The 22,853-nt window shown below is 39.7% G+C and carries 20 protein-coding genes; 3 read left to right on the top strand and 17 right to left on the bottom strand.

What is annotated here, in order from left to right:
* Positions 1–68: 68 nt before the first annotated feature.
* The 6 genes from aroA to rsgA form a co-directional block, all read right to left on the bottom strand.
* Positions 69–1,298, bottom strand: coding sequence for a 3-phosphoshikimate 1-carboxyvinyltransferase (gene aroA, locus AACZ88_RS15090; RefSeq protein WP_339711830.1), 1,230 nt, complete (start codon positions 1,296–1,298; stop codon positions 69–71).
* Between the two features lie 100 nt (positions 1,299–1,398).
* On the bottom strand, positions 1,399–1,725 hold the full coding sequence (locus tag AACZ88_RS15085) for a nucleotide pyrophosphohydrolase (protein ID WP_339711829.1): 327 nt from the start codon (positions 1,723–1,725) through the stop codon (positions 1,399–1,401).
* A complete protein-coding gene (locus AACZ88_RS15080; protein ID WP_339711827.1) occupies positions 1,691–3,745 on the bottom strand; it encodes a transglutaminase in 2,055 nt (684 codons plus the stop codon). Before AACZ88_RS15080 ends, AACZ88_RS15085 begins: the two co-directional genes overlap by 35 nt.
* Before the next feature lie 5 nt (positions 3,746–3,750).
* Positions 3,751–5,658, bottom strand: coding sequence for a DUF3857 domain-containing protein (locus AACZ88_RS15075; RefSeq protein WP_339711825.1), 1,908 nt, complete (start codon positions 5,656–5,658; stop codon positions 3,751–3,753).
* A gap of 79 nt (positions 5,659–5,737) precedes the next feature.
* Positions 5,738–6,190, bottom strand: coding sequence for a D-aminoacyl-tRNA deacylase (gene dtd, locus AACZ88_RS15070; protein WP_339711823.1), 453 nt, complete (start codon positions 6,188–6,190; stop codon positions 5,738–5,740).
* Complete coding sequence (rsgA, locus tag AACZ88_RS15065) at positions 6,191–7,144, bottom strand: ribosome small subunit-dependent GTPase A (RefSeq protein ID WP_339711821.1); 954 nt, start codon at positions 7,142–7,144, stop codon at positions 6,191–6,193.
* A 180-nt stretch (positions 7,145–7,324) separates the two neighbouring features.
* On the opposite strand from rsgA, the gene AACZ88_RS15060 reads away from it, so the two are divergent.
* Positions 7,325–7,768, top strand: a complete 444-nt coding sequence (locus AACZ88_RS15060) for a hypothetical protein (RefSeq protein WP_339711819.1) — start codon at positions 7,325–7,327, stop codon at positions 7,766–7,768.
* A gap of 80 nt (positions 7,769–7,848) precedes the next feature.
* Here AACZ88_RS15060 and AACZ88_RS15055 read toward each other — a convergent pair whose 3' ends face one another.
* From AACZ88_RS15055 to AACZ88_RS15040, 4 genes are all read right to left on the bottom strand, one after another.
* Positions 7,849–8,931: a bifunctional 3-deoxy-7-phosphoheptulonate synthase/chorismate mutase type II gene (locus AACZ88_RS15055; protein ID WP_339711817.1), complete on the bottom strand. Its 1,083-nt coding sequence runs from the start codon at positions 8,929–8,931 to the stop codon at positions 7,849–7,851.
* Between the two features lie 88 nt (positions 8,932–9,019).
* The gene (locus AACZ88_RS15050; protein WP_339711815.1) at positions 9,020–9,892 is read right to left on the bottom strand and encodes a prephenate dehydrogenase; all 873 of its coding nucleotides are present in this window, start codon (positions 9,890–9,892) and stop codon (positions 9,020–9,022) included.
* 69 nt (positions 9,893–9,961) lie between these two features.
* On the bottom strand, positions 9,962–11,110 hold the full coding sequence (locus tag AACZ88_RS15045) for an aminotransferase class I/II-fold pyridoxal phosphate-dependent enzyme (protein WP_339711813.1): 1,149 nt from the start codon (positions 11,108–11,110) through the stop codon (positions 9,962–9,964).
* Entirely contained in the window at positions 11,107–11,934 is an 828-nt protein-coding gene (locus AACZ88_RS15040) for a prephenate dehydratase (protein WP_339711811.1), read from the bottom strand. Before AACZ88_RS15040 ends, AACZ88_RS15045 begins: the two co-directional genes overlap by 4 nt.
* Positions 11,935–12,346: 412 nt before the next feature.
* Here AACZ88_RS15040 and gldA point away from each other — a divergent pair, with 412 nt between their 5' ends.
* Complete coding sequence (gene gldA, locus AACZ88_RS15035) at positions 12,347–13,240, top strand: gliding motility-associated ABC transporter ATP-binding subunit GldA (protein ID WP_339711809.1); 894 nt, start codon at positions 12,347–12,349, stop codon at positions 13,238–13,240.
* 52 nt (positions 13,241–13,292) lie between these two features.
* The gene (locus tag AACZ88_RS15030) at positions 13,293–14,495 is read left to right on the top strand and encodes a redoxin domain-containing protein (protein ID WP_339711808.1); all 1,203 of its coding nucleotides are present in this window, start codon (positions 13,293–13,295) and stop codon (positions 14,493–14,495) included.
* Between the two features lie 94 nt (positions 14,496–14,589).
* Here AACZ88_RS15030 and AACZ88_RS15025 read toward each other — a convergent pair whose 3' ends face one another.
* The 7 genes from AACZ88_RS15025 to AACZ88_RS14995 all read right to left on the bottom strand — a co-directional run bounded on the left by AACZ88_RS15025 (position 14,590) and on the right by AACZ88_RS14995 (position 22,836).
* Positions 14,590–15,057 carry a hypothetical protein gene (locus AACZ88_RS15025; protein WP_339711806.1) on the bottom strand — a complete coding sequence of 156 codons (468 nt, stop codon included), beginning with the start codon at positions 15,055–15,057 and terminating at the stop codon, positions 14,590–14,592.
* Between the two features lie 156 nt (positions 15,058–15,213).
* Positions 15,214–16,305 carry a serine hydrolase domain-containing protein gene (locus AACZ88_RS15020; RefSeq protein ID WP_339711804.1) on the bottom strand — a complete coding sequence of 364 codons (1,092 nt, stop codon included), beginning with the start codon at positions 16,303–16,305 and terminating at the stop codon, positions 15,214–15,216.
* Between the two features lie 329 nt (positions 16,306–16,634).
* The gene (locus AACZ88_RS15015; RefSeq protein ID WP_339711802.1) at positions 16,635–17,447 is read right to left on the bottom strand and encodes a head GIN domain-containing protein; all 813 of its coding nucleotides are present in this window, start codon (positions 17,445–17,447) and stop codon (positions 16,635–16,637) included.
* A gap of 36 nt (positions 17,448–17,483) precedes the next feature.
* On the bottom strand, positions 17,484–18,584 hold the full coding sequence (locus AACZ88_RS15010; RefSeq protein ID WP_339711801.1) for an acyloxyacyl hydrolase: 1,101 nt from the start codon (positions 18,582–18,584) through the stop codon (positions 17,484–17,486).
* Between the two features lie 86 nt (positions 18,585–18,670).
* Complete coding sequence (gene metF, locus AACZ88_RS15005; RefSeq protein ID WP_339711799.1) at positions 18,671–19,624, bottom strand: methylenetetrahydrofolate reductase [NAD(P)H]; 954 nt, start codon at positions 19,622–19,624, stop codon at positions 18,671–18,673.
* Positions 19,625–19,804: 180 nt separating this feature from the next.
* Entirely contained in the window at positions 19,805–22,531 is a 2,727-nt protein-coding gene (gene metH / locus AACZ88_RS15000) for a methionine synthase (protein ID WP_339711798.1), read from the bottom strand.
* Complete coding sequence (locus tag AACZ88_RS14995) at positions 22,528–22,836, bottom strand: four helix bundle protein (protein WP_339711797.1); 309 nt, start codon at positions 22,834–22,836, stop codon at positions 22,528–22,530. Before AACZ88_RS14995 ends, metH begins: the two co-directional genes overlap by 4 nt.
* Positions 22,837–22,853: the final 17 nt, after the last annotated feature.

Below are 22,853 nucleotides of genomic sequence, written 5' to 3'. Positions count from 1 at the left end.
ATTTTTGCGGCTGCAAATATACAATCCTAGAATAGGCGTTGTCAAGTAAAACGATGATTAAATGCTAATTATAATTTTTCAATCTGAATTTGCAACTTTCTCAAGTCATTCCAAAAATCAGGATACGATTTCGAAACCACTTCGGCATCATTGATAATAATTGATGTTTTCAAAGCCAAAGGAGCAAAAGCCATTGCCATTCTGTGATCGTTATAAGTATCTATCGCCACGTCGGGCTTTATCGTAGTGCCCGCTTTCAATGTAAGTGCATTATCGGTCACCGATATAACAGCGCCCAATTTCGACAATTCTTCATGCAAGGCCTCTAACCGATCGGTTTCCTTAATTTTTAAGGTATGCAAACCTGTGAGATGGCAACCTATACCTAACCCAAAACAGGTTACGGCAATCGTTTGCGCTATATCAGGAGCATCTTGTAGTGCGCAGGTAATGGTCGACAATTGTTCATTTTCTATTTTTCGCAGAACAATCGTGTTGTTTTCAAAAGTAGTCGCTACCCCAAATTGTGTGTAAATTTCAGAAAGCACACTATCGCCTTGTAGACTGTCTTTTTTGTATGCTGACAAGGTAATTTCGGTACCTACTTCAGCCAAGGCTACGATACTATAAAAATAGGATGCAGAGCTCCAATCGGATTCTACAACCAAATTAGTAGCATCTATGTTCGACTTTGGAGCTATCTTAATGCTATTGCCTTCGAAAGTTGTTTCTATGCCTACCCCATTTAACAACCCTAACGTCATTTGAATGTAAGGCACCGAGGTAATTTTACCGACCAATTCGAGTTCGAGTCCTTTTTGTAAACTGGCGGCGATGAGTAGTAAGGAAGATATATATTGACTACTTACATCGGCCGGAAGGCTCACCTTGCTTTTAGTAATTTTTCTCCCTTTTATCGTAATAGGAGGATAACCTTCGTCTTTTTGGTAGGTGATATCGCACCCCAAACTGCGCAAAGCCTCAACGAGGATTTTAACCGGTCTTTCCGTCATGCGTTTCGAACCGGTCAGAACCACCTCTTTCCCTTCTTGAGAGGCAAAATATCCGGTTAAAAAGCGCATTGCAGTGCCCGCATGGTGTATGTCGACCACTCCGTTTTGTACCTTCAGTCCCTTTTGCATCACTTGGGCATCATCGGAATTGGAGAGATTCTCAATGGAAATATTCGGATACAAGGCCTGCAAAAGCAATAGTCGATTCGATTCACTTTTTGAGCCTGTAATCTGAATTTTTGAATTTAAAAAATTACTGGGAGGAGCGGAAAGGTGTAGTTTCAATGTTCTCTATATTTTTAGGCGATGAGCAGAATTGAGGAGCTCAAACATCAAATGTTGGCACCTAATATCAAACTCAAAGCGAACGAAGCACAAAGATAAATTATTTAAGCTTTTTATTACTATGATGTCGATCGTGATCACGTTCGGTTTTAAGCTTTAATTTATCATAAAAGGCCTTGTCAAGATCCACACCTGTCTGATTGGCCAAACAAAGTACCACAAAAAGTACATCGGCCAGTTCTTCCCCTAAATCTTTTTCTTTGTCTGATTCCTTTTCGCTCTGCTCACCATAACGTCTCGCAATAATACGGGCTACCTCACCTACCTCTTCGGTAAGCTGTGCCATGTTGGTCAGTTCATTAAAATAACGAACGCCATGGGCCTTTATCCATTCATCTACTTCCTGCTGCGCTTTCTGTATACTCATTCTCAGTAATTTTAGATAAAACTACCTTTTCTGTTTCTTTTTCTACCAATTGTCGATAAAATTCTTTCAGGGTTTCATAATAATTAGGCGGAATTATACCAGAATTGATAGCAACGCTTGCAGTTAAATCTATTTCTTGGGAATTATTTTTTATTGCGTATTTGAACGACCCTAAATTTTCCGGCAAACTAATTATTTTAGCTTGGGGCATAGTCTCTACTTGATATCCTTCCGGTATTTTAATTTTGATTATAAACTTATCTTCCCAAGGAAAACCAAAATCAACAGGAAACTCTCTTTTCTCAAGCTTAAATGGATTTTCTTCCGCTGCCAAATGAAGCATCGGTGAAAAATATAACTTGTTGCCAACAACATCAATAACATCTTCCTTATAGAAATTATAAAATTGAACTATAGGCTTATCTATTTCAGAATTGTTGGTCAGTTTATAATCAGATATTTCGATATTGTCGTTTAGCTTTTCCTCTTGTTCCAGAAAGGCATCTTGGGTACCTTTGTTATACTTGCCCCTAAAAATCATGGCATAATGACCCCTATACTGCTGTCTGAATTCGCCATCGACTGAACCATCATCATTAATAGCCACCCTGATCATGGCAGTATCAGTCGATTTTTTTGAAGGAATTAAACTGATATTTCTTGACGTTCCATTTTCAGAAATAAGTCTCCCTTCCCAATTCAATGCCCGCACCGGAATCATATTTGGAGCATTGAATGGGCTCGTAGCATCTAACAAAACCATACCATTAGATGTCTCTACACCTGAAACCACGTAATTGTATCCCTCACGGGTCGGGAACAACGGAATGCCATGAGACCTTGTACTTACAAGTACGGGGTTGGCCTTCAACCCCGCATTTCTTAACATTGAAGTAAGAATTAGATTGAGCTCTGCGACATTACCGGTACGATCTTTATACGCTTTTTTCACACCGTCGATAGTGTACTTGCCATAGACCCCGTTCCACTTGATCTGTGACTTGACGAAATCAAAAATCAAAGTTATTCGTTCTATAGGATTAGACACCCCGGAAATAATTGTTTTTAGGTCATCATCGTAATAACCCTTTTTATTCAATTCTGTTCCAAAATTGGGGTGGTCGTATATCTTTTTAACTACATCTTCCCATGTCGTGGCAAAATACTTAAGTCCGCTATTCGGGAACTTTGTGTACGATAATTCATATTTAATGGACGAACGATAGTTGTTGATATTGTTTACAAAAGGTTCTGTTTTCAAAGCTGGCACATCTGTTAGTTCATAGGTCGTAATTTCTTTATTAAAACTGATCACACTAGTACTAAAATTAGTATTTCTAGATGAAAACCCTTGCCCCCCTGATCTTGTTTTATTCAGAAAAGATATTTGATCGGTTACTGTACGTTTATCTGACCTTATTGGCAAAAAACCTTTCGTATTCAATCTAAAAATAAAGTATTCGGGCGATTCCATGATTGCCACTGTCTTTTTTATGGGTATATCTTCCTGTAAAATGAATTCATCAATATTGGAAATAAAAGGGGAAACTACGGAATATTGATATTCTAGTACCGAACCCTCTTTTACATTGGGCATCGTAAAAGATTTTTGGTCGTAATATTTAGACAATTCGATTTCAAATTCACCGTCTTTCCTTAATTTTGATTCTACTATTTTTCCTTCTTGTAAATTATAGGTAACTCCTTTTAATCCTAAAACTTGTTCTTTGGCGCCGCCTTCTTTGTAGAGGTTTATTTTTCTCGTGGCGTAATCGAATCCCTCTTTACTGAAGATTTTAAGTCGATTATGAAATTCGGTAACAAGCTCAAATCCTTTATCTTTATTATAGACAAAATGTGTTTTTCTATACTGGTATAGATAAGTTGCATCAGCCAATGAATCTTTGGGGTTGTATTTTTCCGTCAATTCATTCATTGAAACCTTTCCAAATTTAATTTCCTGCGCCTGCAATTGCATCACTATTAAAACAAGTACGGCCGTCAAATATTTACTTTTCATAATTGTCATATTATTTTTTTAGATAAAATGATTTTTAAATTGTCAGTTTTCGAAATCGTTCTTCTAAAGTCACGGTATGCATTGTATTCTTCCTTAGAATATCGGCCGCGTCGTATTAAAAGCTTCCTCGTATACTGCAGGCCATTGGAGCCCTGTTTCTCTACTTGCATGCTATAGGTTCCGAATTTTGTATCTATAATTTTTGGTTCGGGCAGAACATCCACTTTATAAGACTCTGGTAATGTTATCTTATAGGTATTCTCATCTAAATATCCTCTTGAAACTTCAAAATCTTGTTTTCTTTTTCGGTATCTATCGGGCACAAAGGTATTGGCATCAAAAGGGTTAAGTTGGATTAGCATATCGTCTGCAACCCAACTTGCGTATGACTGTGCTTCTAATCTCACATTCTCGGCATAGGCAATGGCATCTTTATCATTTTCCAATTTGATTTTGTTAATTTTTAATCCATTGATATTGCTCCAGTACTGTTTATAGTATTTATCTCTTTCTTCATCGGTCAGCATTGTTAAGGAAGAGCGCTTGTCGTATTGCATCCCTTGAGTTGATATGTTGACATCAGCACTAAGACCACCTTGCCCAGATATAATGATATCGGCCTGAGTCACTTTTTTATTATCCGAATCAAGATAAGCTGATGTGTGCTTAATAGTTCCTCCCTCCGGAGTAATTACCAAAACATCACGGTCATCTGTGAAATCGCCCAAGAACCCAAAAGGTATCTTTTGACTAGTACATTCAAGCCAGATATCATCACCATCATTCGGTAAATTCAATATGATATGATTGCCTTGCATCGAGGCAAAATCCTTTTCTATATTACGTTTCTCATCACCTGCCCAAACAACGGTATAATACGATTCAATACCCTGTGATTTAAGAAGTGCACGTGTATAATTTGTAAGACCTTTGCAATCACCATATTTTACACGGTCGACCTCTTCTGCAGCGATAGGCATCCATCCTCCAATTCCCAACTGAACACTTATGTAGCGCGTGTTATCTTGCACATATTTATAAACAATTTTGGCTTTTTTGACCGGGTCTGTGATTCCCTGTAGTAAACCTTCGATTTTGGCTACTGTGGCCGACGAAAGCACATCTTTATTTGCCAGCATTCTATCATACCGCCATTTACCAAAAGATTTCCAATCACTGGCTTCCCCATCGATGCCCTCTAAATGGAATTCATCGAGTGCAAGTAGCAACTGGGGCTGCGTCTCGTTGAAAGACGGACTTATCATTTCCTTTTTTAAGACCGGAATATCGATAGCCTCATAAATCAAAACATTGCCTGAAGATTTATTTGAAATAGCATAACCATCAAAGTTTTTTTCAAGCTTTCTGACGTTGGTTCCTTCCGGATACTCAAATCGATATGCACTCTTTTCAACTCCTACCAAGTAATCGTCTACAGGAGTCCATTTTGGAATAAATGCCGTATTCGAAGTCTGATAACTGTAAGAGAAATCTATGGTATACGGATAACTAAGGGGTATATATTCAAAATATTTAATTCTTGAATCCTCATATAACGAAATACTCGATACTGCACTGACATCTTTAAAATCTTTCTTTCTTATTTTATCGATCTGATTCCCCGACGCATCATAAATAATGGCCTCGAATTCTTCTAGTTTAATTTCCGAATCGTAGTACACATAGTTCTTTATGGCTTCTTTCCCGGCGTTTCGAAAGACGGTTGTCACCGTTCTGCTTTTGACCGTCATTCTATCACTCGAAAGTAACCTTATGTCGGTTTCATCCAGGCGCACCAACGCATTGGCATTTTCGGTCAGACCCTTATTCAAAATAATAGACTGAAAATCAGCATTCTGAGCACTAGAAACGTGCAAAAAGAGCAGGAAGAATAGATAACTAAGTAGGCGCATTTGTCAGATTTGGGAAAAACTTACAATGACAAATCACCTAAATTTCTTACTAAAAAAAATAAAAATTCGACAAAGAGTGTTATTCTTTGTTCTTTGTATCAATAATAATCGTTACCGGACCATCGTTTAACAAATCAACTTTCATATCGGCACCAAAAATACCAGTCCCGACTTTTTTACCGAGGTCATTTTCAAGTTGTTTGACAAAATTCTGATACATAGGCACCGCAACATCAGGCTTTGCTGCTTTAATATACGAGGGTCGGTTTCCCTTTTTTGTAGCTGCATGTAAGGTAAACTGACTGACTACCAAGGCATTGCCTTGCTCTTGAAGAAGTGATCTGTTCATAACGCCTTCGGCATCGTTAAATATTCTAAGATTGACGACCTTCCGCGATAGCCATTCAATATCTTGTAAATCGTCGGCATCTTCAACACCCAAAAGAATTAAAAGCCCCTTGGTAATTTCAGAAACTATTTTTCCATCAACCGTGACACTTGCCCTGGAAACCCTCTGTATGACCGCTCGCATTTATTTCTCTTCTCCGTAGTTATCAATCCTATAGGTATCGTCATCACCCGTAACCATCTGTACATAACTTTTATACCGGCTCCACGACACTTCATTATTTTCTAAAGCTACTTTGACCGCACATTTTGGCTCGTCTAAGTGTAAACAATTATTAAATTTACAATCACCTTTCAAAATAAAGAATTCGGGAAAATAATCACCTATTTCCGAGGGTTCCATATCGACAATACCAAATCCCTTGATCCCAGGAGTATCGATAATCCGGGCTCCAAAACTTAAATCGTGCATTTCGGCAAAGGTTGTTGTATGTTGCCCTTGAAGATGTTGTTCCGATATTTCGGCCGTCTTTATTTCCAATTGTGGTTCGATTAGATTGATTAAAGTCGACTTTCCCACTCCCGAATGGCCTGCGAACATACTCGTTTTATCATTCATCAACTGCTTTACCTCATCAACATTCTTTCCCGTTTTTGCTGATATACCAACACATCTGTACCCGATATCACGATACATTGCAGCCAAATATTTCACTTCGGCCAACTCGTCGATATCATAACTATCAATCTTGTTAAAAAGCAAAACGGCAGGTACTTCGTAAGCCTCGGCAGTGGCTAAAAACCGATCTATAAACAAGGTATAAGTTTTCGGATTGTTCAAAGTCACAATCAGAAAAACCTGATCTAAATTAGCCGCAATGATATGAGTTTGCTTTGACAAGTTTACCGATTTGCGAATGATATAATTCTTTCGGTCTTCGATTTGAGAGATTACACCTATAGCATCATCGCCTAACCGTTCGATTTCGAATTTAACAATATCTCCCACAGCCACTGGGTTAGTACTCTTAATCCCCTTGAGCCTAAACTTTCCCTTGATCCTGCATTCAAAAAAACGCCCGTCATCAACCTTTACCGTGTACCAACTACCTGTTGATTTATAAACAGTTCCCCGCATATTGCAAAATAACGGTTTTTTAACGTAATGGCAGTGATTCTTTTCCGTTGTCGCTTGAACTATTTCAATGAGTTTCAGGGAAATTTAAAACCCGTCCTTTTTATAAATAGTTTTATTTTTGAAAATCGAACACGTTTTTCAAACGCTCAAAATAAAATCATCCAACAAACATTTAAAAAAATGAAAAAGCTTTCTATTATTTTAAGTCTGTTTTTATGTGCATTTCTAGAGAGCAATGCGCAGCAATTCAAAGTAATTACAAGTGTAGAATCTATTGTACCCAGTGGTATGGGACGGTCTAGAATCATTGATGCCCAAGAAGACAAAGATTTTGAGGATTTTACTTCAGAGCAAACCGATGAAGACAATACCCGTAATAAATCTAAACGCAGTGAAATTCGAGTAAAGAATTTTGAAGAAACGAAACTTCTTAATTTTTATAATATCGCAGGTATACGCTTTCAGAATATCGCCGCTAACGATGCCGTAATCTCATCTAAACTTTCTGCATTGGCCGCAGAGGGATGGGAACTGGCCTTTGTTACCAGTGCCGTTGAAGCGGATGCCGGCCAAAATGATGGCCAAGGTATATTTATTACCAGATACGTATTTAAGAAAGATTGATTAATGTCAACATTGGTGCAGTCGAATGGTTTTAAAATACTTCGACTGCACGCAACGTGACAAACGAGTTACCAAGAAGATTATGCGTTAATAATCTTTTCTTGGTGATTTATAGATTCTTGGTGAATGGCCTTGAACATTTTTAATACGAATTCTTCGCTCAATCCTTTCGACTCTCCTTCCAAAATCATGGCGCCCAAAATTTGGTTCCATCGTGTTGACTGTAAGACCGCAACGTTTTTTTGCTTTTTCAAAGCACCAATACTGTCAGAAATCTTCATTCGCTTCCCTAGGGTTTCAATCAACTGGTGATCGAAGATATCTATCTGAGTTCTTAGGTTGCTCAGTTTACTGTTATATTCCGCTTCGCTATCGGTCTCCTTTCGAATTCTCAAATCTTTCATGATCTGAACCAATCGATTTGGGGTAACTTGCTGAGCGGCGTCACTCCACGCATTGTCAGGATCATGATGTGTCTCAATCATCAATCCATCAAAATTTAGGTCCAATGCCGTCTGTGAAACATCAAAAATCATATCACGCTTTCCGGTAATATGCGATGGATCATTGATTATAGGAAGGTCAGGAAACTTTGTCTGAAGATCAATGGCCAACTGCCACTCTGGAATATTTCTGTATTTGGTCTTTTCGTAAGTAGAGAACCCTCTATGAATGACTCCTAAGTTTTTGATGTTTGCCGTATGCAAACGTTCGACAGCACCTAACCATAAAGACAAGTCAGGATTTACAGGGTTTTTAATTAGAACCACTTTATCGGTTCCTTCCAAAGCATCGGCAATTTCTTGAACAATAAATGGACTTACGGTAGAACGGGCACCAATCCATAATAAATCAATATCATGCTCCAAAGCTAATTCGACGTGGGCACGATTGGCAACTTCGGTAGCCGTTTTTAATCCGGTTTCCTCTTTTACTTTCTGCAACCATTTTAAACCCAAGGCACCTACACCTTCGAAGTTTCCAGGACGCGTGCGTGGTTTCCAGATTCCGGCGCGGTAGTAATTTACGTCGGTATCTTTCAAACTGTGGGCTATTCCCAACACCTGTTCTTCGGTTTCAGCACTACATGGCCCTGCTATCACCAAAGGGTGATCCAACCCCATATTATCTAACCATGATCTCATTTCTTTTGAATTCTCCATTACTTGTTAATTTTACTTTTTGATATTGCTACTTTAATGCGATTTATACTTATTATTTTTGATACTCTTTATCAGAGCCTACACTTTCTTACCCTGTCAATTCTTTTTTATTATGGGGCATCCCTTTTAATATTTCCTTTATTCTATTCGTATCGTTCATTTCATTAAAAATACCCTCATAATCTCCATCTTCAAGCAATTGTTTAAACTCTTGAAGGTTCTGAATGTACTCGTTCAGGGTCTTGATCACATTGCTTTTATTCTGTTCGAAAATAGGTGTCCACATTGCAGGAGAACTTTTTGCCAATCGCACTGTGCTTTCAAACCCACTGCCTGCCATGTCAAAAATATCCCTTTCATTCTTTTCTTTCTCGATAACCGTCTTTCCCAACATAAATGCGCTTATATGTGACAAATGAGATACATAGGCTATGTGCTTATCATGTGCCTCTGGGTTCATATATCGAATGCGCATACCCATTTGCTGAAAAAGTTCTAAAGCTCTTTCCTGCAATTTAAAGGCCGTTTTTTCAACTTCACAAATAATATTGGTCTTGCCAACATACAGCTGATCGATTGCCGCCGAAGGACCTGAAAATTCGGTTCCGGCAATAGGATGGCACGCCAAAAAATTACGTCTTTTCGGATGGTCTTCAACAATTTTGCATACCATTGCCTTAGTTGAACCCACGTCGAATACCACACAATCATCGGAGACGGCATCCAATATTTTAGAAAGTTCGGCTGCCAAAACGTCAACCGGGGTACTGACAATTACAATATCTGCCAAATGCAACTCTGCATAACTTGATTTTATATCGATGATATTCAAGGTCAAGGCTTCCTCCAAATGAGATGCGTTTGCATCAATTCCGAAGATTTTACCCTCTAATCCCAGTCGCTTAATGTCTTTGGCCATTGAGCCGCCGATCAATCCGATACCGATGATAAATATGTTCATTTTGTTTATGCTAAATTTCAGATGCTCACGCTTCTTACTTTCTTTTTATTATTTGCACTAATACCGCAACTACTTAAATCTACTTATAGCCTCCTGTATCTTCTCTTCTTTTACGCATAAAGAGAATCGAATGTACCCTTCCCCCATACTTCCAAAAATAGTTCCGGGAGTCAAGAATATGTCTTTGTCGTATAAAATTTCGTTGATAAACTCCTCTGCCGGGAGGCTTCCTTTTGGTAATTTCGCCCAAACGAACATACCGACAGAATCCTTATCATAGGTACAACCCAATTTATCTGCCAATTTAAAAATCAGTTCTTGGCGCGCCCTATAGACTTTATTTAATTCATCAAACCAACCCGTTCCACTTTTTAAAGCCGCAATGGCCCCTTTTTGAATTCCGTAAAACATACCCGAATCCATATTGCTCTTAACCTTTAAAACAGCATCGATGTGTTCTGCACTTCCGAGTACCATACCTACCCGCCATCCAGACATATTAAAGGTCTTGCTCAATGAATTCAGCTCCAAGGCGAAATCTTTTGCGCCATCAATTGCCAAAATACTTGTTGGATTATTGTTCAATACAAAACTATACGGATTGTCGTTGACCAATAAGATATCATTTTGTTTGGCGAAGGCTACCAGTTGCTTAAATTGCTCTCGACTTGCGATTGCCCCCGTAGGCATATGCGGATAATTAATCCACATCAACTTGACCTTCGACAAGTCTTGTTCCCCTAGAGCTTCCAAATCGGGAAACCAATTATTCTCTACAGTCAAATTGTAATATAGTGCCTTGGCACCGACCAGCTTTGTAACAGAGGTGTATGTCGGATAACCCGGATTGGGAATCAAAACCTCATCGTCTTGATTTAAAAAAGCCATACTAATATGCATGATGCCTTCCTTCGATCCCATTAAAGGTAAAATCTCGTTTTCAGGACTGACCGCTACCTCGAACTTTTCTGCATAAAATTCAGAAATGGCAGCCCGCAATTGCGGCAACCCTTGATAACTTTGGTATTGGTGCGCGCCATCATCAAAAACCGCGTTCTGAACACTTTCAATAATTTCTTTTGACGGTGCCAGGTCAGGGCTACCGATACCCATGTTGATAATAGGACGCCCTGCGGCCATAAGCCCCCTAACTTCCCTCAATTTCTTTGAAAAGTAGTATTCCTCTACTGTATGTAAACGATCGGCCGTACGTATCATGTTCTGGCGTTTTTATATTCTCCCAATATTTTGAAATCTTCTGACATAATTTCCAACAAAGACTTTGCCTTTGCAAAATGCTTATATTTTTCGAAAGTTACATCCACAAAAAAGGAATACTTCCAAGGTTCTTCTATGACCGGTAATGATTGTATTTTTGTCAAATTCAAATTACAATCACTCATTACATTTAGCACTGTTGCCAAACTACCCCTTTTATGATCGGTCAAAAATCGAAGTGATGCCTTATTAATCTGAGAGAGTGGCAAAACTTTATTCTTTGTTCTCACGATAATAAACCGTGTTGCATTGTTCGAAATGGTCTGTATTTCAGAGGCGATAATTTCAAGATCGTACAATTTAGCCGCCACTTTCGGGGCTATTGCAGCAATATCCTTCAAGCCGCGTTCTTGAATTCGCGCCGCCGTTTCAGCCGTATCGACCGCTTCTACCAGCTTAATATGCGGATAAACCTTCAGAAAGTCTTTACATTGCAACAAAGCCATTGGATGTGAATGTATTTCCTTTATATCCTCCATCTTTTGGCCTTTGAGAACCATTAAATTATGATGTATATTCAAGTAATGCTCCCCTACGATATGAAGGTTATTGTGGTTCACCAGCGCATAATTGGGAATTATCGAACCCGCAATCGAGTTCTCAATAGCCATTACGCCTACATCAGCATCCTTAGTGAGCAGACTATCGACCAATTCATCAAAAGACATACATTCTACAAGATCGACATCTTCCGAAAAATACTCATTTGCCACCTGATGGTGGTTCGACCCCTTAACGCCTTGGATAGCTACTTTTAAACTCATATACTTTAACTGACCCCGAACCAATGGCCGGGAGGTTTGTTGTTGACCAACTTCTAATTACCGATTCTTCTATCGAACGCAAAAAACACAAAATTGAACAAAAAAAAAGCCCCATTCTTCATGGGACTTCAACTTGTTTATATTTTTAGAATATACTACAACAGTCCCATACCTCCCTTAAAAAAGAAGTAAAAATAAAAACCGTTCCAGAAATATCTTTTTGTCATTGTTCCGTAAATATTCGGCTAATGTACTAATTAAATTTAAAAATCAAGTTTTAAGGGAATCTTTTTTTGATTTTTTAGGCTATCAAAGAAATCACTGTCGATTTTTTTATAATATTCTGATTTGTTGCGAATAATGAATTAGAGCCGTCTTCCGTTTTTGTTTATTTTTGAAAAAAAATGTATTCATGTCCATATCGGTGCAACATATTTCCAAATCATTTGGCACACAAAAGGCGCTTAATGATGTCTGCTTTGAAATCAAAAAAGGAGAAATCGTTGGTTTCTTGGGCCCCAACGGGGCAGGTAAGAGTACCATGATGAAAATACTAACGACTTCAAGTCTTGCCGATGAAGGAGATGCCACCGTTAATTCGTTTGATGTTCGGTCAAACAAAAAAAAGGTACAGCAATGTGTGGGTTACTTACCAGAACACAATCCGTTATATTTAGACATGTATGTCAAAGAATACCTTCTTTTTAATGCGGAAGTATACCAGTGTGAAAAAGGAAATGTTCAATCCGTAATCGAGCAAACCGGACTAACCCCTGAAGCACATAAAAAAATAGGACAACTCTCTAAAGGTTATCGCCAACGAGTCGGGCTTGCGGCGGCCCTATTGCACGACCCCGAAGTTTTGATTTTAGACGAACCTACTACCGGACTTGACCCTAACCAATTGTTAGACATCCGAAAGCTTATCAAAGAAATAGGAAAGCAAAAGACCATTATGCTTTCAACCCATATCATGAAGGAAGTAGAAGCTGTTTGCGATCGGGTAATCATTATTAACAAAGGTGTTATCGTTGCCGATAAAAAACTGGAAGCACTTCGGGATACAGAAGAGCAGTTAATAGAAGTAGAATTCGATTATAGGGTCGAAGAGGCTTTTTTGAAACAACTGCCCCATGTTATCAGCGTAAAAAACACAGGAGGATTTGTCTATGAGATTACGTTCAACACCGCCAATGACATGCGCGCTGCTGTATTCGATTTTGCACATGACAACAAATTGAAGACGTTGCAGCTAAGCCGAAAAAATAAAAACCTTGAAAGCCTATTCACTGAATTGACAAAATAGTTGTTCTCTTTAGATTTTTTCGTTATTTTTTAGAAGTTTTAAGCTCCTAAAAATGAATACCATACGCTGCTATTTCTTCGTAACCACCTTATGTATTCTTAGTTTTTCTTGTAAGCCGCAAAAGGAACAGAACAAAGCTATAGAAACTTCGCCAAAAGAAGCTACCGCATTTTTTAAGGCCAATCCACAAGAGGTGCCCGAACAAAAGGTTACGACCTTGAAAATCGGAGAAAAGGCACCAGACTTTAACCTTCCGGGTACTGATGGAAAATTCCATAAATTAAGTGATTTCAATAGCTCAAAAGTTTTGGTTATCATCTTCACATGCAATCATTGCCCAACGGCCCAAGCTTACGAAGAACGTATGATTACCTTGACAGAAGATTATAAGGGCAAAAGCGTTCAGGTGGTGGCCATTTCACCCAATTCTATTAATGGCATTTTATTGAACGAACTCGGTTATAGCGATTTAGGCGACTCATTCGAAGACATGATCGTTCGCGCAAAAGATAAAGGTTATAATTTTCCATACCTCTACGACGGTGATACGCATACAGCGTCTTTGCAATATGGTCCGGTAGCGACACCACACGCCTTTGTGTTCAATAACGAAAGAACACTCACCTATGTCGGCCGTCTTGACGATTCGGAAAAACCGGGTACAGGCAATGCGGAAGACCTTCGAGCGGCTATCGAAGCTACCTTAAAGAAAGAACCTGTGGTTTTGAATACTACAAAAACCTTCGGATGTTCGGTTAAATGGGCATGGAAGAATCAATATGCAAAGAAAATCAATAAAGAATGGCAGGAAAAAACAGTGACGCTCAACGAAATTGATGTAAATGGGCTGAAAGAATTGCTGAAAAATGATTCTGACAAACTACGCCTAATTAATATTTGGGCCACTTGGTGCGGACCCTGTGTGTTGGAATATCCTGAATTTGTGGATATCCACCGAATGTTCTCGTTACGCGATTTTGAATTTGTTTCGGTCAGTGCCGATCGTTTAGACGCCAAGGAAAAAGCATTGGCCTTCTTGCAGAAAAAATCGTCGGCACTTGACAACTATATTTTTTCGGAAGAAGATAAATATGCGCTGATTGAAGCGGTAGATCCCGAATGGAACGGAGCCTTACCGTATACGGCCCTAGTCGAACCTGGCGGAAAAATCGTATTCCGAAAAATGGGACCTATAGACCCTTTTGAACTCAAACAGACCATCGTAGAACACCCTATGATCGGCAGGTACTACTAATTTGTCCAGCTTGAGCAGCTGAGCTTAATACACTTATAAAAACAAGCCTGAAAAATAAATTTCAGGTTCGTATTGATGCCTAAGTTTTTCAGCTCTAAAATTTCAAGGCCAAACCTATTCCGTTTTCGTTGCTGGTAGGCTCCAACCTTAACGATGTCGACTTGTCAAGACTATCATTGTACTCAAGAATGGCTTGCTTTTTATTCTTCATGGCCAAGTGATAAAATATAGAACCAATAACAGCCGTACCCGCAAAACTTACAATTGGGGCCGTAGTGTCTTTGTCATCATGCTCGTTGACGAGATACCAAATCGCCGATCCTAGATTGGCCGTACCGGCAATAAGTCCACCAAACATTTGCTTCTTTGATTTTTGCCAGTACATTTCAGAAGCTTGGCTCTCCGTCATAATAGTATTGATTTCTTTCCAACTCAATTTCTCTTTATCTTGATAGAAATGTGCGCCCCACATACTATGGAACGATGTAATTTCCTGTGCAGATAAACTAGTCAGCGATAAGACCATACAAAAGAAAAAAAGTGTAGTTTTTATTTTTTCCATAGCACTGCAATTTTTTATTTATTTTAAAATTACGAATCACGCGATGAAATATTAACTCCATCAAAGCATTCTTTGGCCCATATCGGCTTTGAAATAAAAGGGTAAATCACGAGCTAGTCTTTGAAAGATCATCACATTCTCCCAACGTAAACTCTTTTAAGACTCTTCAGTACGGGAAACTATCAGAGCATCGATCACCTCATCCAATTCCACTTGAATATTGGGAGAAGTACAATTTACCAAAATGACAAGCACCATTTGCTGTTCTGGATATACAAAGAAGTTCGAATATCCTCCTACCCCATTACCAACATGACCGTAAAAACGTCTACCCTTTTTATCTTGGCTTACTTGCCAACCAAGTCCGTAATAGGTCGGAACGCCCTTAATCGTCTTCGAGGTCAAAAATTGAGACAGTACATCGTGGGTTAAAATCTTACCCTCCAAATAGGCCTGACCTAATTTGGCAATATCTGCCGCTGTCGAAAGATAGCCACCACCGGCCAATTTAAAAAAGTTGTTGACGGGAATAGCAGTTCGAAAACCTTTACGGTTTTTAGAGTAGAATTTTGTCACCCTATGTAGAACGTCAGCATTCAGTACGGCCTTCGGATCAAATGTACTTTTCATTCCCAGAGTAGCCAATACTTTTTTGTGTACGTAGTCTTCGAAAGGAATTCCGCTAACCTCCTGCATTGCCAAAGAAATCAAAACCCAACCGTAGCTCGTATAAAAGTAACTAGTCCCTGGTTTAAAAAGCAGGTCGTCGTCTTTAAAAACCGAAATACTTTCCTTTATGGAGTAGGGTTTGTTCAAACCATATTCTATGCCCCGATAGCCCCGAATACCTGCCGTATGACATGCCAGCTGGCGGAGTGTAAAATCGTGCGCTTTCTTCGGATAATACGGTACATAATTATAAAATGAGGCATCTAAATCAATCTGCCCATCGGCTACCATTTGCGCCAATGCAGTGGCTGCAATTGGCTTAGAGACACTCGCTATTCGAAAAAGGGTTTTTTCAGGATGCACCGGAATCTTCTCTTCAAAATCGGCATATCCATAGCCTTTTTGAAGTACCACATCACCTTCTTGCAACACCGAAATAGAAATTCCCGGCACCTTTTTTTCATTGACCAGCGTAGTCAAAACGGCATCTGCCTTCGTCAACCCTATCAATTTGGCGTCATTACCTAACAAACGCTCGGCAGCAAACAAGTTTTTAAGGTATTTTTGGATAGGGTTCATTTATGTCATCTTGTGGGTCAAACTGTCAAAGGCAATGCCTGACAGGGCCATCTGCCTAATTTGTGCTCCATGGATATTGACTTATATACAGTCATTCCGCTTTAAAAATACAGATCGCTTCGTCGCTAATAATATTCGGAGTAATTAAATTTTTAATTGGCACCTCGCGAATACGATATCACCAAAATAGCACCGCAATCGGTTAAATTTATTCTCCAGCACATTTTGACCAACTTTAAGCCTCTGCCCCATCCACACAATATAACAGATCACTTCATCGTCGCCATCATTAGGCAGGCTTAACTTTCCATAGGCTCTTCATGAAGACGTCACTTGAAAATCAACCGCCCATTGAAAAGCTCCTCTACATTAATTTCAGGTGGGCGATTAATGCTGATCACATCACCGGTACCCCTTATCACACCGCTCAAAGATACTTGCGGATTGATGAGCACGTCATTGGTGCCTCGATGGTTTAAACTGATGTTTTGAGCTACTAAACGTTCAGCCGCTATTCGAGAATCACCGGCGGCAATCGTAATGTTTAAATTATCAGTGGTTCCCGATAACTTAAAATAAGTAATTCCATTTACTACAATATTGAGGTTTTCAACAGCAAGTTGTAAATCAAATTCACCATCGGTAGTTTCCGATTCGGCGTTAATATAGCTTTCTGAAATCAGCATCAAAGAGGAGTAACCAAGTACTCCTTCACTAGTGACAGGCAACCCACTACTACTACGTATTTCGGTAATATTAGGTGAAGTCACATATATTTTCGTCAGGTTATACTCACGAAATAGATTGCATCCATTATCATTGCGCAGTACCAATCGACCTTCTTGCACTTCGGCACTTACTGCCGCGATAAGAAACTCACCACTTTCAATCTCAACCTTTTGCTCGGTTCCTTCTTTTAAGACAAGGGCTACCTTTTCAAAAACCGTAATTTGGGTAAACTCTGGCACCGCTATTTCCTTACGAACAGTATCTCCGGCATTTTGAAAACAATCTGGGGCATTCTCAGAATTGCAGCTCCATAGCAAAAGACTTAAACACCCGAGTATTATTTTGGAGGTAACGAGTTTGTAGCGATTTTCGATCACTACAAGCTTCAAACTCCATGTTCCAAATTCCGGCATCGTTATTTTTTTTACTTTCAACATTTAATTTCGGTCTTACAAACGTACGCCAACACCAAATTCGACGGCTTCTGCGGCAGCCCCATGAGACTTCAAACTCACGGCCGCAAATACTTTTTTTCCGAAATACCGCTTTAAGCTCACTCGGTTATACATCTTTCCTTCAAAATCGAAAGGATAATAAATATAGTAACCCAATTGGGTACCAATGCTCAATTTATTGATAAATAATTCATGACCGACGAACAAACCGACACGTTTATAATCGTCATCTGCCGAAACTCCATTTTCGGGAAAGGAAATCGATTGGTAGCGGATCAATTCCTTTAAAAAATTGGAAAAAAACGCATCGGCGCCCAACTGTAATGCACTTCTTCGCCCCACCCTTTTATCGGCATATGCAGAAAGCACTATAAAACCGTATTGCCCTGAATTAACGACATCGCTCTCATTAAGACCAGCCCGAAATACCAGATTATACCGAATCGGCTCTATCAACTTTTCGGGTTTGGGATTGTTCATAAAGTCAGTAGTCTCACCTCCATCGAGGTCATAGACCAGCCCAGCGTTAAGGGCAAAGGTATTGGTTGAAGTATTGGGCGCCTTAAAATTGGCATTCGAATAATGAATTATCGAAATACCAGCCTTAAAACCAAGTCCCTTAAAAATGTTCTCTTTGTGATAATTAAGCATTAGAAAGGTGGAACTCAAAAGATGGGACCCGTAAGCATTATTTCTAAAATTGGTGTTTTTATCATACGGATCGGTGTTGTAGCTAACACCTTGACCGATTCGAAATTGAAGATTCCTCTGAAGAAAATAGAAATTAAAATGGGCGAAGAGGCCATAATTATCCCCTAAGGTACCATTATTCATATTCTGGTAAATAAAGGAATAACCCATATCGGGATAATTGTACAACCGATGCCACGGCTTAGAACCATAGGTTTTACGGTTATAGCCTAAAATGACACCCGCAGGATGGGCATTGATCAAATGCGAAATATCAGAATTGTGTAAAAGTATCGAACCATAGAACTGGCTCACATCAAGCGTATGCTTTTTAGGGTAACTTATCTCCTGGGAAAAACAGAAAGATGCCAAAAACAGAAAAAAAGGAAACAACCTTGGGTTCATGGGGGGCAAAAGTAGCTAATTTAGTTATGAATTGATCACTCGGGGTCGACCAAAAAACTTGCCCCCATTCACTTGACCTATGACAATTAAAACAATTCTTTAGCGATTGCATGAATATTGTCCGATTTGCCCATCGAATAATAATGGAGAACGGGAACTCCCGCCGCCTTCAACTCCTTCGATTGCTGTATACTCCATTCGATACCCACTTGTCGCACTTCTTTATTGGTAGCACAATCATCAACAGCATCAATCAGATCTTGGGGCAAATCGATACGAAAAACTTGGGGCAGCAATTGCAAATGCCGTTTTACGGCAATCGGTTTGATCCCGGGAATGATAGGCACATCAATACCCATATTTTTTGCCGCTTCTACGAATTCAAAATATTTTTGGTTGTCAAAGAACATTTGGGTCACGACATAGTCGGCTCCGGCATCTACCTTTTCCTTTAAGCGCTTTAAGTCTGATTGTAAAGACGGTGCCTCTAAATGCTTTTCGGGGTAGCCCGCCACCCCGATGCAGAAGTCGCCACAGTTCTCCCGCTCAACCGTTTCATGTAAATAATGACCGCAGTTCAGGTCTTGAATTTGCTTTACCAGATCGCAGGCATAAGAATGCCCCCCTTTGGTGGGTTGAAAATATTTTTCTTCTTTCATTGCATCTCCCCGGAGTGCCATAACATTTTCGATGCCTAAATAATGACAATCGACCAACACATATTCCGTTTCTTCCCGAGTAAAACCACCACACAAGACATGGGGCACGGTATCGACATCGTATTTATGCTTGATCGATGCACATATACCTACGGTACCTGGGCGCATGCGCGTAACTCTTTTATCCAACAATCCGTCGCGGTCGATATAGACATACTCTTCCCGTGAGGTAGTCACATCAATAAAAGGAGGGTTGAATTCCATCAACGGGTCGATGTTATCGTATAATTCTTGAATGTTCCTGCCTTTTACCGGTGGAATAATTTCAAAGGAAAACAATGTTTTTCCGTTGGCTTTCGTAATATGGTCGGTTACCTTCATCTATGCTGAACTTCTATCAGTATCTGTTTATTTTTCTTTTTTTTGACGTTTTGACGGGCTATCCGCTCTATTTTTTACTGTCATTTATTTCGTACGCTACATTTTTCGTGCAAAACTACAGTAAAAAGATGCCGCTTCTATCCCTAACGTAATCTCGTCTGGATTTTATTCATCTGCCCTTTAATCATCGGCAATATTCGGTGCCAACCATTTGGCAGCTTCCTCAAAGGGAATATCTTTTCTTTCGGCAAAATCCTTTACCTGGTCTTCCTTTATTTTGCCCAGACCAAAATACCGTGCCTCAGGATTTCCGAAATAATAACCCGAAACCGAGGCTGCGGGCCACATGGCCAGACTGTCGGTCAATTCAACGCCAATTTTTTCCTTAACTCCCAAGAGTTCCCAAATGGTCAGTTTTTCCAAATGATCGGGACAAGCCGGATAGCCCGGTGCGGGCCGAATACCTTTATAGGCTTCCTTGATCAAATCTTCATTTGTCAATTCTTCTTTTTTGGCATAGCCCCAATGTTCTGTCCGCACTTGTTTATGTAAATACTCGGCAAAGGCTTCGGCCAATCGGTCGGCCAATGCCTTTATCATAATCGAATTGTAATCATCGAGGTCTTTTCTATATTTTTCTGAAATCGCATCGGTTCCAAAGCCTGTACTGACACAGAAACTTCCCATATAATCGACTAGCCCCGTTTCTTTGGGCGCTATAAAATCGGAGAGGGCCGTATTGGGCACACCCTCGCGTTTTTTCAACTGCTGACGCAATGTTCGAAAAACAATGGTGTTTTCACCAGATACCACCTCAATATCATCATCATTGATGGTATTTGCCTGAAAAAGACCGAAAACCGCTTTTGCCTTTAACCATTTTTCATCGAAAACTTGTTGCAACATTTTCTGGGCATCCTTAAAAAGTTCCGTCGCCTGTTCGCCCACCACTTCATCTGTCAAAATTTGTGGATATTTACCGTGCAACTCCCAACTTCTAAAAAAGGGCGTCCAATCAATAAAATCTTCTAGTTTACGCAATTCAAAATCTTCTAAAACCTGAATACCTAATTCGTTCGGTTTTATTATTTGGGCGATATCCCAATCTATTTTGAATTTATTCTCCCTCGCCTCCGACAGTTTTCGATATTCTTTATGCTTTCCGCGTTTTGCAAACTGTTTTCTAAATTCCTCATAATCCGTCTTAATAGAAGCTTTATACGCCGAAGAAGTTTCTTTCTGCAACAAATCGCCAACAACTGTAACTGCTCTTGAAGCATCATTTACATGCACCACGGCATTTTTATATTGCGGGTCGATTTTCACAGCGGTGTGCGCCTTACTTGTCGTTGCCCCACCGATCAACAACGGAACCTTAAAGTTTTGTCGTTCCATTTCTTTTGCCAAGTGCACCATTTCATCAAGTGACGGCGTGATCAATCCACTGAGTCCGATCGCATCGACATTGTGCTCTAGGGCCTCTGCGATAATTTTTTCCGGTGGCACCATAACACCTAAATCTACAATCTCATAATTGTTGCACGCCAATACGACACTCACAATATTTTTTCCGATATCATGAACATCTCCTTTAACGGTAGCCATCAATATCTTGCCATTTCCTTGATCATCGCCAATTTGAGGATTCTTTAATTTCTCTTCCTCTATAAAAGGCAACAAATAAGCAACGGCTTTTTTCATTACCCTTGCCGACTTCACAACTTGGGGCAAAAACATTTTACCGCTTCCAAAAAGGTCGCCAACCACGTTCATACCGGTCATCAAATTCCCTTCTATCACCTCAATGGGCTTATCAACGCTGAGCCGTGCCTCTTCAACATCTTCAACGATATACTGGTCAATACCCTTGACCAAGGCACGGGTAATTCTATTTTGCAAAGGTTCTTCGCGCCATGAAAGATCTATTTTGCTCTCTTTGGTCTTGCCGATAACACTCTCGGCAAAATCAAGTAATCGCTCTGTGGCATCGTCTCTTCGATTTAAAATAACGTCTTCGACCATTTCCAATAAATCTTTTGGAATATCATCATAGACCTCCAACATCGTTGGGTTCACAATACCTATATTCATGCCCGCTTTAATGGCATGGTATAAAAAAACCGAGTGCATCGCCTCTCGCACCGGGTTATTGCCACGAAAACTAAACGAAACGTTACTCACCCCTCCACTTACGCTGCAATAAGGCAGGTTCTCCCTTACCCATTTGGTGGCACGAATGAAATCCAAGGCATTGAGTTTGTGCTCGTCCATACCTGTTGCCACAGGAAAAATATTCAAGTCAAAAATGATATCCTCTGGAGGAAAACCTACTTTGTTGACCAAAACATCATATGACCGTTTCGAAATCTCTATACGTCGGTCATAATTATCGGCTTGACCCACCTCATCGAACGCCATGACAATAACCGCTGCCCCGTACCGCTTAATCAACTTTGCATGATGTACAAACGCTGCCTCACCCTCTTTTAAACTGATCGAATTCACCACACATTTACCCTGCACTACTTGCAATCCGGCCTCAATGATTTCCCACTTCGAACTATCGATCATAATAGGCACACGTGCAATATCAGGTTCGGCAATCACCAGATTAAGAAACTTGACCATGGCCTCTTTGCCATCGATAAGTCCGTCATCCATATTGATGTCGATAATCTGGGCTCCATTTTCTACTTGGTCGCGGGCCACGTCAAGGGCCTCCTCAAACTTCTCTTCTTTGATTAGGCGCAAAAACTTCTTTGAACCTGCCACATTGGTGCGTTCCCCAACGTTGACAAAGTTACTTTCGGGCGTTACAATCAAAGGTTCTAGACCTGACAGTTTTAAATATCTAGCTGATTGCTGATCGTTGTTCGTTGATGGTATTTTTGAATTACCCTCTATCATTTGTTACTACTTTTACAATAGTTGATAAATCCGTTTATTAACTTTTTATAATTTTTAATTTGACTCCGTAACCAATCGAAATTAGTTTGCATTACATATTTTTGGTCCAATGCTAAATACAATAGTGCTCCCGATTCATAAATAGAACCAACTCTTGAAATATGCGATGGAACAGCAAGCGCACATCGTCTCAACCAACTTGTTAGCTTATAGACCGAGTCTATTGGTAATTGCATGGTCGCTTTGCAAACACTGTAGACTAGCGAACGAAACTCTTTCCCAACTTCTAATTCAACATATTTCATACTATCAACTAAAAACC

This window comes from uncultured Kriegella sp., from assembly GCF_963975415.1.
Lineage (GTDB): Bacteria > Bacteroidota > Bacteroidia > Flavobacteriales > Flavobacteriaceae > Kriegella.
This window is presented reverse-complemented; position numbering and strand designations above follow the sequence as displayed.